15 protein-coding genes are annotated in these 14454 nt (G+C 37.9%); 10 read left to right on the top strand and 5 right to left on the bottom strand.

The features are described from left to right. The first annotated feature begins 5 nt into the window (after positions 1–5). Positions 6–560, top strand: coding sequence for a hypothetical protein (locus NSQ94_RS15025; RefSeq protein WP_339229550.1), 555 nt, complete (start codon positions 6–8; stop codon positions 558–560). Here NSQ94_RS15025 and NSQ94_RS15020 read toward each other — a convergent pair. Both NSQ94_RS15020 and purU read right to left on the bottom strand, forming a co-directional pair. Beyond that, positions 557–865: a transposase gene (locus tag NSQ94_RS15020; protein ID WP_339229548.1), complete on the bottom strand. Its 309-nt coding sequence runs from the start codon at positions 863–865 to the stop codon at positions 557–559. The two genes, NSQ94_RS15025 and NSQ94_RS15020, sit on opposite strands and share 4 nt — an antisense overlap. Positions 866–1025: 160 nt before the next feature. After that, positions 1026–1925, bottom strand: a complete 900-nt coding sequence (purU, locus tag NSQ94_RS15015) for a formyltetrahydrofolate deformylase (protein WP_339229546.1) — start codon at positions 1923–1925, stop codon at positions 1026–1028. A 212-nt stretch (positions 1926–2137) separates the two neighbouring features. On the opposite strand from purU, the gene NSQ94_RS15010 reads away from it, so the two are divergent. The 3 genes from NSQ94_RS15010 (at position 2138) to NSQ94_RS15000 (ending at position 5326) form a co-directional block, all read left to right on the top strand. Further along, complete coding sequence (locus NSQ94_RS15010) at positions 2138–2455, top strand: MerR family transcriptional regulator (protein ID WP_063386951.1); 318 nt, start codon at positions 2138–2140, stop codon at positions 2453–2455. A gap of 142 nt (positions 2456–2597) precedes the next feature. Beyond that, a complete protein-coding gene (gene fumC, locus NSQ94_RS15005) occupies positions 2598–3977 on the top strand; it encodes a class II fumarate hydratase (RefSeq protein ID WP_327862672.1) in 1380 nt (459 codons plus the stop codon). A 587-nt stretch (positions 3978–4564) separates the two neighbouring features. Next, positions 4565–5326 (top strand): FixH family protein, encoded by a 762-nt coding sequence (locus NSQ94_RS15000; RefSeq protein ID WP_339229544.1) that lies wholly within the window; start codon positions 4565–4567, stop codon positions 5324–5326. 519 nt (positions 5327–5845) lie between these two features. Here NSQ94_RS15000 and NSQ94_RS14995 read toward each other — a convergent pair. Continuing rightward, the gene (locus tag NSQ94_RS14995; RefSeq protein WP_339229542.1) at positions 5846–6838 is read right to left on the bottom strand and encodes an iron-siderophore ABC transporter substrate-binding protein; all 993 of its coding nucleotides are present in this window, start codon (positions 6836–6838) and stop codon (positions 5846–5848) included. Between the two features lie 161 nt (positions 6839–6999). Here NSQ94_RS14995 and NSQ94_RS14990 point away from each other — a divergent pair, with 161 nt between their 5' ends. Genes NSQ94_RS14990 through NSQ94_RS14970 form a run of 5 tightly spaced genes read left to right on the top strand, consistent with a single transcriptional unit; the run spans position 7000 to position 10902 of the window. Continuing rightward, positions 7000–8001, top strand: a complete 1002-nt coding sequence (locus NSQ94_RS14990) for an iron ABC transporter permease (protein WP_339229540.1) — start codon at positions 7000–7002, stop codon at positions 7999–8001. Continuing rightward, entirely contained in the window at positions 7998–9050 is a 1053-nt protein-coding gene (locus NSQ94_RS14985) for an iron ABC transporter permease (protein ID WP_094245240.1), read from the top strand. Before NSQ94_RS14990 ends, NSQ94_RS14985 begins: the two co-directional genes overlap by 4 nt. A gap of 11 nt (positions 9051–9061) precedes the next feature. Then, on the top strand, positions 9062–9883 hold the full coding sequence (locus NSQ94_RS14980) for an ABC transporter ATP-binding protein (protein WP_063386944.1): 822 nt from the start codon (positions 9062–9064) through the stop codon (positions 9881–9883). Next, on the top strand, positions 9871–10635 hold the full coding sequence (locus tag NSQ94_RS14975) for an IucA/IucC family C-terminal-domain containing protein (RefSeq protein WP_339229537.1): 765 nt from the start codon (positions 9871–9873) through the stop codon (positions 10633–10635). The genes NSQ94_RS14980 and NSQ94_RS14975 overlap by 13 nt, the downstream gene beginning before the upstream one ends. Positions 10636–10650: 15 nt before the next feature. Further along, complete coding sequence (locus tag NSQ94_RS14970) at positions 10651–10902, top strand: YusU family protein (RefSeq protein ID WP_339229535.1); 252 nt, start codon at positions 10651–10653, stop codon at positions 10900–10902. A gap of 361 nt (positions 10903–11263) precedes the next feature. Here NSQ94_RS14970 and NSQ94_RS14965 read toward each other — a convergent pair whose 3' ends face one another. Beyond that, positions 11264–11614 (bottom strand): spore coat protein, encoded by a 351-nt coding sequence (locus NSQ94_RS14965; protein WP_063386942.1) that lies wholly within the window; start codon positions 11612–11614, stop codon positions 11264–11266. A gap of 14 nt (positions 11615–11628) precedes the next feature. Further along, positions 11629–11892 (bottom strand): hypothetical protein, encoded by a 264-nt coding sequence (locus NSQ94_RS14960; RefSeq protein ID WP_133309146.1) that lies wholly within the window; start codon positions 11890–11892, stop codon positions 11629–11631. Between the two features lie 171 nt (positions 11893–12063). On the opposite strand from NSQ94_RS14960, the gene NSQ94_RS14955 reads away from it, so the two are divergent. Beyond that, positions 12064–14445 (top strand): 3-hydroxyacyl-CoA dehydrogenase/enoyl-CoA hydratase family protein, encoded by a 2382-nt coding sequence (locus NSQ94_RS14955; RefSeq protein WP_186439303.1) that lies wholly within the window; start codon positions 12064–12066, stop codon positions 14443–14445. The last annotated feature ends 9 nt before the right edge of the window (positions 14446–14454 follow it).

Genomic DNA, 14454 nt, shown 5'->3' with positions numbered 1-14454 from the left:
GAAATGTGGATAACTATAAGGAAGATTATCAACTCGTAAAACGTTGGGATACACGATTTAAAAGGATTACCACCATTATGGAACCTTCTGAGAATAAAACAAGTTTTTGGGTCGAAAACAGATTGAAGCAATATTTAAACCAAATGGAAAAAGAGCTCAATCGGAAAGAAGATCAACCGTTTGTAGAGAACCTATTAAAGTATAGTAAAGGATTTTGGAAAGGACTTTTCACCTTTTATGATTATCCACTTATACCGAGAACGAATAATGATTTAGAACTCTTTTTTAGAAGAATAAAGCAAAAACACCGAAGAATCACAGGTAGTCGGACTTGGAATCGATATATTATCCGACACGGTGAAAACATTGTATTTGTAGAAAATGTCTCTAATGAACAGGAAGGGCTACAAATGATAAAAAATGTTAATTATTCAGCATATAAAACTGAAGCGAATAAATGGGAACAACGTATTGGCGAGCATATAAAACAAAGAAGATTCAAAAAAGAACCAAATGAATATTTAAACACTATTGAAGAGAAATGGAAAAGGCACAACTAATTTATTGTGTTGGTTGTGCCGTCTAAGTTTTTTTTCAGCCAGTCAACTTCAACCGTTAACTGACCTACCAATTTCTCTAAATTTTCTTGTTTGGCCTCATATTCTTTACGGATTTTATCCACTTCGCTTGAGCCTTTTTCAAAGACCATCGAGGATCGTTCTAGAAATTCTGCTTTCCAACGACTGACCATGACTGGGCTTAATTCATATTTGGCGGCTATTTCATTGACGGTTTGCTCTTCACGCAACACCTCAAGAACCACCTTAGCTTTAAATTCTGCGGTATATCGGTTTCTTTTTTTCATGGTATCATTATAACTTATTTATCACGCTCATGTGTCTCACCTTATGGGAGCATTATAAATTGCCCGATGAAAGGGTGTCAATTCATGCAGCTGTTTCGTTTTTTATTTTGAATGCTGCGCACGAAAAGAGCCGGACATAATTTTTCCAGCCTAGCTCTCTTTAAAAGACAATCGTTTTGTTTCCGTGAACAATGATGCGGTCTTCCAAATGCAATTGTACAGCGCGGGCGAGAACGTCGCGTTCAATCGTTCTTCCGACCCTTTTTAAATCTTCAACATTGTACCGATGGCTGACCTCTTTAACCCCTTGTTCAATAATTGGTCCTTCGTCCAAATCTTCCGTCACATAATGGGAAGTGGCTCCAATAATTTTGACTCCGCGTTCATATGCGCGCTCATACGGTCTTGCACCGACAAATGCAGGCAAGAACGAATGATGAATGTTAATAATTCGATGCCGGTAATGCTTGATGAAATCTGGAGATAAAATTTGCATATAACGGGCGAGAACGACGAAATCAATATTATATTTCTTCAACAGTTCAAGCTGCTGCTTTTCCGCTTCCGGCTTATTGTCTTTATTGACCGGTATGTAATAATACGGAATTCCAAGCGATTCAACTGGTTCACGCAAATCTGGATGGTTGCTGATTACCAAAGGTATTTCGCAAAAAAAATCGCCTGATTGATAACGCCAAAGAAGATCGAGAAGGCAATGATCTTGTTTCGATACGAAAATCGCCATTCGCTTTAATTGGTTCATATATGAAAATTGCCATTTCATTTGCAATTCTTTTCCGATCGGCTCAAAGTCTTTTTCAAGCTCGCCTTTTTTGTGTTCTATATCCGGCAATTCAAATTCAACGCGCATAAAAAAAGTGCCGCCTGAAGGGTCTGTTGAATATTGATCTGATTGGACGATATTGGCGCCATGTTCATATAAAACTTTGGAGATTTTTGCAACAATCCCTGGCTGGTCGTTGCATGTAATAAGAAGACGTGCGCGATCTTTATATTGATGTAAAAAAGATTCAAGATTCGTTTGTTTCGTATGTAGCATAAACCTTTCCTCCAACCCAAATGTGATCTGTACAAAGGATACTAATAGTTTGCTTTCTTGTCAATTTGAACAAGGAAAAAATTTTTAAGTATTCAATGTAAGAAAATCTAACAACAAAAATAAAAAAATGCGAAAAAAAATTGTATAATAAAGTTAATGGCTGAAAATGTTATAAATTTTCACGTAATAACGTTATAAAAGGAGGTATAACAATGTCAGAATCATATAAGGATAAAAAAGTCATTACGATCGGTATCGTTAGTGAACTAACAGGACTATCACCAAGAAAAATACGATATTATGAAGAACGAAAATTAATTTTTCCCGAAAGAACGAAACAAGGAACGAGAAAATATTCCTTTTCAGATATTGAAACATTAATGGAAATTGCAGATAAAATCGAAGACGGCGTTCAAACGTTTGAAATTAGAAAAGAAATGCTGAAAAAAGAAAGAGATAAAATGCTCGAAGATAAGAAAAAAATGATTCAAGGCCAGCTGAATGCACACTTCAAAATAAGAAAACAATAGTTCAGGGCGGTTAAAACCGCTTTTTTTTTGATTTAAAAAAGTTCTTCATTTTTATAAAAAATTATCAGAGTTTTTTTGCTTTTAACAAAATATTAGAGGTATATTTAAAATAGATGATTATTTAAAAAGGAGGAAGAAGAAAATGGACTATCGTATAGAAAGAGATACGCTGGGAGAAGTAAAAGTTCCCAAAGACCGCTACTGGGGTGCACAGACGGAACGGAGCAGAAACAATTTTAAAATCGGTACTGAAACGATGCCGATTGAAGTCATTCGTGCATTTGCCATTTTAAAAAGAGGTGCAGCGATTGTTAATGAAAAATTAGGAAAGCTGCCAAAAGAGAAAAAAGATGCGATCGTTCGTGTTTGCGATGAAATTATAGAAGGGAAGCTTGATGAGCATTTCCCGCTCGTAGTATGGCAAACCGGAAGCGGAACGCAGTCGAACATGAATGTCAATGAAGTGATTTCGTTTAAAGGAAATGAATACTTGAAAGAAAATGGGTTTGAATCATTAAAAATTCATCCAAATGATGATGTGAATATGGGACAAAGCTCAAACGACACATTCCCTACAGCAATGCATATTGCAGGTGTAATAGCGATAAAAAACAAGCTGTTGCCGGCAATTGATTTGTTGACAGAGACGCTTGATAAGAAATCCAAGCAGTTTGAGAATCTTGTGAAAATTGGCCGCACCCACTTGCAGGATGCAACACCGCTCACGCTTGGACAGGAAATCAGCGGATGGGTACATATGCTGAGAAAAAGCAGAAAAATGATTGTCGAAGCAATGGATAACTTAAGAGATTTGGCGATCGGCGGAACAGCAGTCGGAACAGGAATTAATACGGATCCTCAGTTTGGACAGCTTGTAGCAGATGAAATAAGCAAGCAAACGAATGAATCATTCCGTTCCTCTGAAAACAAATTCCATGCGCTAACTAGCCATGATGAAATCGTTCATGCACACGGAGCGTTAAAAGCCTTGGCAGCTGATCTTATGAAAATTGCGAATGATGTTAGATGGCTGGCAAGCGGTCCAAGATGCGGAATTGGCGAGATCACGATACCAGCAAATGAGCCCGGAAGCTCCATTATGCCGGGAAAAGTGAATCCGACGCAAAGCGAAGCATTAACGATGGTGGCAGTCCAAGTCATGGGAAATGATGCAGCGATTGGTTTTGCCGCAAGCCAAGGAAATTTTGAATTAAATGTTTTCAAACCGGTTATTATTTATAACTTTTTACAATCGATCCGGCTTTTATCGGATAGTATAATTTCCTTCAACGACCGCTGTGCTGTGGGAATTGAAGCAAACAAAGAAGTGATTGATAAATATGTACAAGACTCGCTCATGCTCGTAACTGCTTTAAATCCTCATATTGGATACGAAAATGCAGCGAAAATTGCAAAGCTTGCATATGAAAAACGATTGACTTTAAAGGAGGCAGCTGTTCAACTGAACCTTCTGTCAGCCGAAGAATTTGACCGCATTGTCCAGCCGGAGAAAATGGTGTAACAGAAAACATTGAATTTTTGCTGGGAGATGAAAATATAAACCGATACTCACTACTTGATACGATCCCTCTTGTCTAGATAGTAAGAAAAAAACCTATACTGTCTATGAACTGCACCCCTTAAAGTAGATGTTGAAAAATCCCTATTTGGTCAACACTGCTTTAAGAGGTGATTTTTTATGGCAAGAAAAGGAGAAAAGTTCATAAACTATTCAGTTGAGTTTAAACTCTTAGCAGTTAAAAAATATCTTCGAAGACAGTGCTTCTTTCTTCAGCTTACAGACCTACTGAGTTGTATGGGAGGGGGGAATTATCAGATGATTTCTTTAACAGTGATTCCTTCTACAACTATTCTGTAAGCCGCTGAAGAAGGGGGGTATTTTTTTATACTGTCTATTTGATCGGGATATGTTCAATTTGTGCGTCCGATTCAATGCTTCTAGATGCAAAACCCATTATTCTTCCACATAAAAATTTCATGAATCCTACACAAAATATTCACCTTTGCAATGTTGCAATATGTATGTATTAAATTTATTCTTTATTTAATAGTTCTCAATTAATTTTTATTGAGGAAAGGAGATTTATTGTGAAAAAAATCATTATATTGCTTGCCGCCGTTTTCCTTCTTGCAGCTTGCGGTCAAAATGAAACGAAACAAGAGAACAGCGGAGAAAGTGCCGAAGTTCATCCGCTCGAAGTCAATTTGAAAGTGCCGGACCATGCGAATATTCATGAAAAAGTTTCGTTGACTGCTGAAGTGAGCTACGGAGGAGAAGCGGTTGAAGATGCTGATGAAGTAAAATTTGAAATATGGAAAGAAGGAGAAAAAGAAGAAAGTAAAATGATAGAAGCAAAACATGAAAAAGACGGCCAATATACGATTGAACACACATTTGATGAAAATGGAGTTTTTTTTGTTCAATCACACGTTACGGCGAAAAATCAGCATAATATGCCCAAAAAACAAATTGTGATTGGTGAACTACATAAAGATGGAGCTTCAACGGGCGAAAACGAAGAAACCGCAAATCATACTCATGAACATTCTCACGGATCTGTAGACATCCAATTGGAGCTGCCGGAAAATGTAAAGGCGAATGCGGAAACATTGATTCAAACAAAAATTCAAGCAGATAACGCTCCGTTGTTAAACGCAAACGTCCGTTATGAAATTTGGAAGGACGGTTCTGAAAAGCATGATTGGGTAGATGCTGCAGGAGACGAGAAAGGTACTTATGAAGCGAAATATACATTTTCTGATCCAGGGACTTATCAAATCCAAGTTCATGTCAACAATGATGAAGGACTACATGAGCATGTCACGAAGAAGGTAACGGTTCAAAAATAAAGATCGGAATGAATATTGTTTTTGGTAGAAAAGAATTGAGAAAGAATCGCTGAAAAAGTGTATATGTATGGACAAAAATAAGATCGGGGAAAGAATTCAATTAAGTCCGTGGCGAACTAATTGAACGGCAGGAACTAGATATGATCGAAGCACGTAACGTCGATACGTATGAATAGATTAATTAAAAACATGAAAAGCCACCCTTCCCTTAAAAAGAGAATGCATGGCAAAAGAACTTTAAACGAAATAATTGATTGGCATTGAATACGAAAAAGAATTCTTTTTATAAATGAATGAATGAAGATTCGTCCAGTACAACTTGCCCGAACATAAGTTAAATAACAAATGCAAAGTAGTCTTATAAACCGAAATAAAGCGAAAATGCAGTTAAACGAAACAAAAATGCCATAAAAGCTGAACAACCTTACTCCAATGAAAATTGAAGTAAGGTTGCTTTGGCTTTATTCATATTGCTGATTTTCAAGGTAAGAAAAAATTATCTTTTCGACCATCTCAATTTTATTGAGTTAACAATTTTTCTAAGTCGTCCAGCATATGGTTTGCAGCAAGTACACCGCCGGCTGTGTTCCAAATAGCGTCGTCAACTTTGTAAGCTTTTCCGTTTTTAACAGCATTTAAGTTTTTCCAAAGTGGATCGTTTGTCCACTCTTTTTCTGCTTGCAAAGCTTCTTTATCTCCTTGCGGTGCATAGGTGAAATAGAAGATGATGTCACCGTCCATTTCCGGAATTTGTTCTTTTCCGACTTCAACTGCCAAATCTCCTAATTTATTTGCATCTGTAAACAATTTTTCTTGCTGAGCAGGACGTTTAAATCCAATTTGATCGAAAATCACACCAGAAAATGAATCTTTCCAATATATTCTCGTTACACCAGCCATGAAACGAACAACTGAAACTTCTTGATTCACTTGATCTCCTAATTTTTGTTTTACTTCTTCTACATGATTATTAAAATCATCTAATACTTTCTGTCCTTCTTCTTCACGATTGATGGCTTTTGCATATAGCTTAAAGTTTTCCTGCCAGTCGCCTCTTAATGTTTCCGAAAAAACTGTTGGCGCTATTTGATTGAGCTTGTCGTAGATTGCTTCTTGGCGAAGCTTATTGCCTATAATCAAGTCAGGCTGAAGAGCTGCAATTTTTTCAACATTGACTTCACTTTCTGTACCAACGACTTCAACGTCTTTCATTTCATCTTTAATATGATCGTACCAAGGATCGCCAAGCCAAGATTGAACGGCTCCGACTGGTTTTAATCCCATTGCTAAAAGTGCTTCAGTTCCTTCATTCGTTAATACGGCGACACGTTCAGGTTTTTTTGGAATTTCAGCTGTTCCCATTGCATGCTCAACTTTGTATGATTGACTTTCAGTTGAGCTTTCTTTCTTTTCTTTTGAAGCTTCTTTACTGTCCCCATTGCCGCAAGCAGCAATTACTGCCAGCATGAGTATGGCAATGATGGAAAATAATAATTTTGATGTTTTTTTCATTATGTACCCCCCTAAAATGTAGTTGAAAATGATTTTCAATTCCTTAATAATAGTAATCAGTGAGAAATAAAAAGTCAATAATTAATTGAAAATGATTTTCACATTCAAAATGATTTGGTACAATTGGATCAGAAGTTCGACTTGTTAGGAGAGACGTGAAGTTGTCATTATCTAGTAATCGTAAAGCAATCTTACTTTTTCTTTCCTTTTTGCTTCTATTATTCAGCATGTGTGCAAGTATTGTATATGGATATACGGATACAAGCTGGAAGATGGCATGGGATGCTTTTTTTCATTTTAATGGTTCCAATGAACATATTATTATACAAAATGTTCGACTTCCTCGATCCGTCATAGCGAGTGTAGTCGGCGCTTGTCTTGCTTTATCCGGTGCATTGATGCAAGCTATTACGAAAAATCCTCTTGCATCGCCAAGCGTTTTTGGCATCAATGCCGGTGCAGGATTTTTTATTGTTCTAGCTTTTTCCTTATTTTCTGTAAACAGCTTACAAGCGTTTACTTGGATTGCTTTTGCAGGCGCAGCTTTTGCTGCCATGCTTGTGTACATGATCAGCTCATTGGGTAGTGATGGATTGACGCCTGTAAAGCTTACTTTGGCAGGAGCGGCCGTTGCGGCACTTTTTTCTTCCCTTACGCAAGGTTTGTTAGTTTTAAATGAAGCAGCGTTGGATCAAGTATTATTTTGGCTTGCAGGATCTGTGCAAGGCCGCAAAATGGAGGTAATGACAGCTGTTCTTCCATATATTTTGATTGGATTAGTTATTTGTACATTTATCGCCTCTAAATTAAACGTCTTAGTAATGGGAGAAGAAGTGGCGAAAAGTTTAGGACTAAAAGTAGGAACAGTGAAGTTTTTTGCAGCCTGTGCTGTCATATTTTTTGCGGGCGGTGCAGTTGCGGCGGCTGGTCCTATTGCATTCATCGGCGTAGTCGTGCCCCATATTGCAAAGTATGTGGCCGGAAATGATTACAGATGGATTTTGCCGTTCTGTGCAGTATTTGGTGGGATTTTGCTAGTTGCAGCAGATATTGGCGCCCGTTTCATTGTCATGCCTGAAGAAGTCCCTGTAGGGGTCATGACGGCGATAATTGGAACCCCATTTTTTGTTTATATTGCAAGGAAGGGGGTTCGTGCATCATGAAAAAATATGTTTCGCTTCGGATCGGAAATGTCATTTCATTTTTAATTGATAAAAAAGCCTTTTTCCTTACGTTCGTTTTCTTTCTTGCAGCGTTTTTCGTAATCCTTGTCAGTGCAAGTGTAGGCGAAGTGATGATCAGCCCTGTCCAAGTTTTTCAAACAATTTTTGGAATAGGGGATGGAACGAACGAGCTTGTTATTAAACAATTTAGGCTTCCGAGAATTCTTATTTCCCTTTTGGTCGGCATGTGTTTGGCTGTTGCGGGCGGAATTTTGCAAAATTTAGTTCGGAACCCTTTAGCATCCCCTGACATTATCGGAATTACCGGCGGTGCTTCGGCAGCGGTTGTACTATTTTTAATGCTGTTTTCCGATAAGAATCATTCTTTAACTGTAAGCATTCATTGGATGCCTTTGGCAGCTTTCATAGGAGCAGCCGTTACAGGTATTTGTGTTTATTTATTGTCGTGGAAAAACGGTGTGACTGCCATCAGGCTTGTGTTGGTCGGCATTGGAATCTCCTTTTTAACTAAAGCATTAACGACTTTGTTAATGATAAAAGGGCCTATTTACCAAGCATCCCAAGCAAATATTTGGATAACCGGCTCAGTTTATGCAGCAAACTGGTCTCAAGTAAAGATTTTGTTTCCAGCAACTATCATTCTTCTCTTGATAACGGTTGTTACTGTAAGAACGATCAATATTCAAAGTTTTGGCGATGAGATCGCAATCGGTATGGGAAACCGGGTACAATTAACCCGCTTTTTCCTCTTATTTCTAGGAACCGCTTTGACTGCTGTTGCTGTCGCTTTTGGAGGAGGGATAGGGTTTGTAGGTCTTATTGCTCCTCACATTGCAAGAAAGCTTGTCGGTTCAAGCTTTGGTTTGATGCTGCCGATTTCAGCCTTTGTCGGGGCACTCATTGTTATGCTTTCTGATTTATTGGGAAAAACAATCTTTTTGCCGCATGAAATTCCAGCTGGTGTGTTTACTTCAGCGATCGGGGCTCCTTATTTTATTTACTTGTTAATGAAGCACAGAAATATTTAGGAGGTGATGGCATGCATAGATTGTATACTCATGAGTTAACTTTTGCTTATGGACAGAATATGATTATTGAAGATCTTAATCTTACTATTCCAACGGGAGAAATTACTGTATTAATTGGAAGCAACGGTTGTGGAAAGTCGACCTTATTAAAATCTTTGGCAAGAATTTTAAAGCCAGCAGGCGGTTCAGTACTCTTGGAAGGAAAGGACATTGCCGAGCTACCGACAAAGGAAGTGGCAAAAAAACTGGCTATACTTCCGCAAGGGCCTGAAGCCCCAGAAGGATTAACTGTTTTGCAGCTTGTTAAACAAGGACGGTATCCTTATCAAAATTGGCTGAACCAATGGTCCAAGGAAGATGAAGAATTAGTTTTTCGAGCGCTTGAAGCAACTAGAATGAGTGAATTGGCAGAACGAACAGTGGACTCTTTATCAGGAGGACAAAAACAGCGTGCATGGATCGCCATGACTTTGGCGCAAAATACAGATATTATTCTTTTCGACGAGCCAACAACTTATTTAGATATAACACATCAAATTGAAATACTCGATTTATTATTTGAATTGAATATGAAAGAGAAAAGAACGATCATCATGGTTCTTCACGATTTAAATTTAGCCTGTCGTTATGCTCATCATATCGTCGTATTAAAGGATAAAAACATTTATAAACAAGGAAAACCGGAAGATGTAATGAATGTACAACTGGTCAAAGATGTTTTTGAAATGGATTGCAAAATTATTCGCGATCCGATTTTTGGAACACCGCTATGTATTCCGTTCGGAAAAGGGAGAAATATTAATAAAGTAGGGATGCAGGCATGGGAAAGTTGACGTTCGATGAAATAAAGGTGCTGTCAAAATTTCGATATTCAGAAGCAAAACGTGCAACCGATTCATCAATTGACATGGAGGAACTGCTAAAACCGGAAAAACTGCAGCTGTTTTTAAAAAATATTCAGCCTAAATTTAATGCACCTCTTTATGTAGCCGGGTCAATGTTTATTAAAAGATATGCTTTTTTAGCCGCTTTAGCTCTTTATACCATGACAATGTTTGATAAAGCTTTAAAAGTGGATATAAAAAATCTTGTCCTGATCACTGATGACGAAGATCCGCTTTGGCTGCCGGGCTTTTATTTCAAATCGAACGAAGTCACAATCGCTCCCCAAGAAAGAAAAAAATGGCGGGATGAAATGTTAACCTTATTATTTAAAGAAAACATCACCCGTCTTTTACAGGTTGTCTCAACAGAGGCAAAAATTTCAAAATGGATTCTTTGGGAAAATGTTGCGATCTATATATTTTGGATGTATGAAACATTGCTCAATGAAAGGCAGCATGAAGATAAACATGAAAAAATAAAAGAAGATTTTATTTATTGCGTGAAGGAAGCAAAAGGTGAATTGTTTGGGGATTTTAATCGGAACCCATTAAAAAAATTTTTTGGTCCTAAGACATATTCTGATCAATATGATGATTATATTCGAAAAAGAAAAACATGCTGCCTGTTTTATTTGACAGACGATGAAGAGAAAAAGTGCAGAACATGCCCGAATGTTAGTGAATGTACAATAAAAAAGTAATTGGAGAGATTAAAAATGGATAACCAGTTTCAAGCTCAGGTTGATGCGCTTGTTGAAAAGTATACCGAACTCTTGCTTGGAAAATCGTCTCCTGAATTAAAAGAAAAAGTGAAAATTTGGGTGTTGTATACGTACATGGCAAAATCGATGCCGCCGCTAGTGAAACATTGGAATGAAAAATTTCCAGAAGCAAAAGAACAAATGAAAGCTATTATTAATGAAATAAAAGAATTAAATGAACAGCATAGAAATAATAGAAAACGTTGATCTAAATTTGAAGTTGTCCTCCTTATAAGCAGCAGGGGGATTTTTTATGCGGACAGAATAGTATCATTCAAAATAACTTTAAGGTTTCATAGCATTGACGTTGGACGAAACAATGGAATGCTGATAAAGGTTAAAAATTTTTTGTGCTAAAGCAAAATGCTTCTTACTTTAAAAACAGCAGATAAATAGTGATCATATAGAACGGAATGAGCATTCGATCGCCTATTCAGTAATCGATTGGGAATAACATTTCAACCCGTAAAGAAATAAAACCTTACTCCGCTTGTTTACCGGAATAAGGCTGCTTTAACTCTTTATTTGTTGTCTGCTCGAATGGGGTCAGACACTTTTAAGTTCATTTTTATTGAATGTTTTGATTGTAAGGAGATTGCTGCTGCAAATAATTAGCATATTGCTGATAGCTTTGTTGTATTTTTTGATTGTCGCACGCCTCAAGGGAATACCATCCATTTTTAAACATGACATTAAATAACTGCCGCTGGCATTTTTGCGTTTCGTCGCAAATCATTTGAATATTTTCGTATAAAACGGTGTGGCTAAGCTCATTCAAAGCTGTACTATAACCTTGTGTCATATATTTTTCAGTTGCAAGCAAATCATTTATAAAGTCGCGGTCGTTCATTTGCGGGCTTTTTTGAACTGTTGTTTCCGGATTGCTGATTTTCGTGTTGTTTGATTGCTGGGCTTGCATAATAAATCTCCTTTCTACTGCATTTGTGGATTGCCATTTAATTGATTTAATATCTGCTGATAGTGGCGATGATGCATTTCTCCTACCTTTTCCAACTCAGCTTTAATTTCAGGAATTTGGCATTGTGAAGCAAAAAAATGTGCTTTTTTCATCGCAATTAAATTCCATGACATCATATCTGTTAAATATAGTTGATCTTTTACAGAAATAATTTGCGGCGGTTCGTTATAAATTTGATTTTGCTGCATATTTTGCATATTGGTTGGCATTTGATTCATCATAAAAGCCCCCTTTTTCAAAAATGTACAAATTTAATATCCCACAATTTTTAAAGAGTTATGCAAAAATTTTTTAACAGGAATATTGAACAAAAATTTTAAATATTTTATACTTTAGTAAAACAGAAAAAATGAATGAATGTTCATTCAAATGAAAGGGGATTTGAAATTGTGCGTCAAATAAAAAAAGCTGCAGTACTCGGATCAGGAGTGATGGGATCCCAAATTGCAGCACATTTAGCGAATGTCGGGATTCATGTATTACTCCTGGATATTGTACCGACAGAACTAACGGCAGAAGAAAAACAGCAAGGATTGACGCTGAAAGATCCAATCGTTCGAAACCGTTATGCTCAAAAGGCCGTGCAAAGACTGCAGAAGCAGACCCCTGCTCCATTGACTGCAAAAGAAAATATAGAGCGAATTGAGATCGGGAATTTTGATGATGACATTGAGAAAATTGCTGAAGCTGATTGGGTGATTGAAGCAGTTGTGGAAAGGCTCGATATTAAACAGAAAGTTTTTGAAAAAGTGGACAAATGGCGGCGGCCAGGCAGCATTATCAGCACAAACACGTCTGGAGTTTCCGTTCATTCGATGTCAGAAAACCGCTCAGAAGATTTCCGCAAACATTTTTTAGGCACTCACTTTTTTAACCCGCCACGCTATTTGAAGCTGCTCGAAATTATTCCAACAAAAGATACTGACGAACAAGTTGTAGCATTTATGAAGAGATTTGGTGAAGATGTTCTTGGCAAAGGGGTTGTTTGCGCAAAGGATACACCGAATTTCATTGCCAATCGCATTGGAACATATGGTTTTCTTGTAACCGTACGTGAAATGCTGAAAGGGAATTATTCTGTCGGAGAAGTTGATTCCGTGACAGGGCCTTTGATCGGCAGACCAAAAAGCGCCACATTCCACACACTTGATGTAGTCGGTTTAGACACGTTTTTTCATGTCGTAAACAACGTATATGAAAGAGTGGATGGCGAAGAAAAAGAAATTTTTAGTGTCCCGGATTTTATGAAGAAAATGCATGAAAACGGCTGGATTGGGTCAAAAGCCGGGCAAGGATTCTACAAAAAAACGGGCAAAGAAATTTTAGAATTAAATGTAAATACGATGGAATATGAAAATAGAAAAAAACTGCGTGCCGATTCTATCGAAATAGCGAGACGTGAAAAAGGCACCGGGGAGAAGTTAAAAGCAGTTGTTTATTCGAACGACCGTGCAGGCACTCTTATTTGGAAAATTCTTATTCCAACGCTTCTTTATTCCGCAGAACAGCTGGACAGCATTGCCGAAACGATCGTTGACATTGACCAAGCGATGAAGTGGGGATTTGGCTGGGAGCTTGGACCGTTTGAAATGTGGGATGCAATCGGGATAAAACGATCGGTTGAAACCATTGAACAGCAGGGCGGAACAGTGCCAGCATGGGTCAAGCAAATGCTGAAGGATGGAAATGAAACGTTTTATAAGCAAAGCGAAGGCACCACTTATTTTTATCATCGGGGCGAGTACAGACTGCTGCAAACAAATATGAAACAAATTCATGTGCAATCGTTGAAAAATGAAAAATCAATCATTAAAGAAAATAACGGGGCAAGCTTAATCGATATCGGCGATGATATCGCACTGCTCGAGTTTCATTCGAAAAACAATGCGATCGGCTATGATATTGTGCAAATGATCGATTTTGCCATCGACGAAGTTGATAAAAATTATAAAGGGCTAGTCATCGGCAATGAAGGAAAACACTTTTGTGTAGGCGCAAACCTTGCGTTTATGTTAATGGAGGCGCAGGATGAAAATTATTTTGAAATTGAGCTGATGATAAGAAAGTTCCAGCAAGCGATGATGAAAATTAAATATAGTCCGAAGCCGGTTGTAGCGGCCCCTTTTCATATGACATTGGGAGGCGGCGCGGAAGTATGTTTGCCTGCCTCAAGCATTCAAGCAGCTATGGAAACTTACATTGGCCTAGTTGAAACAGGTGTTGGACTGATCCCGGGCGGGGGAGGAAACAAAGAACTGTATATAAAAATTCTTGACCAAATCGGCAATGATATTGAAATTGATTTGCAAAAGGTCGCAAATAAAACATTTGAAACGATCGCCATGGCTAAGGTGTCCAAATCCGCACAGGAAGCGCAGCAAAACGGGTTTCTTCAACCGACAGACGCCATAACCATCAATAAAGATCACCTGCTGTATGATGCGAAGCAAAAAGCGCTGTTTTTATATGAAAGCGGATACCGTCCTCCTGTCCGCAAAAAAATTCCGGTAGTTGGCGAGACCGGATATGCCGCCATGATATTAGGGGCACAAAATCTTTATTTATCGGGATACGCTTCGGAGCACGATGTAAAGATTGCTAAAAAATTAGCCTATGTGATTGCGGGAGGCAAGCTTCCATACAGGACAAAGGTAGATGAACAATATTTGCTCGATTTGGAACGGGAAGCATTTTTAAGTTTAATAGGTGAACCGAAAACACAAGCCAGGATGCAGCACATGCTGTTAAAAGGAAAACCGCTGCGCAACTGACAGAAAGGA

The organism is Aeribacillus sp. FSL K6-2833 (genome assembly GCF_037965815.1).
In the GTDB taxonomy this organism is placed as follows: domain Bacteria; phylum Bacillota; class Bacilli; order Bacillales; family Aeribacillaceae; genus Aeribacillus; species Aeribacillus composti.
Note: the sequence above shows the minus strand (reverse complement) of the source record. Positions and strands in the feature narration are given on the sequence as shown.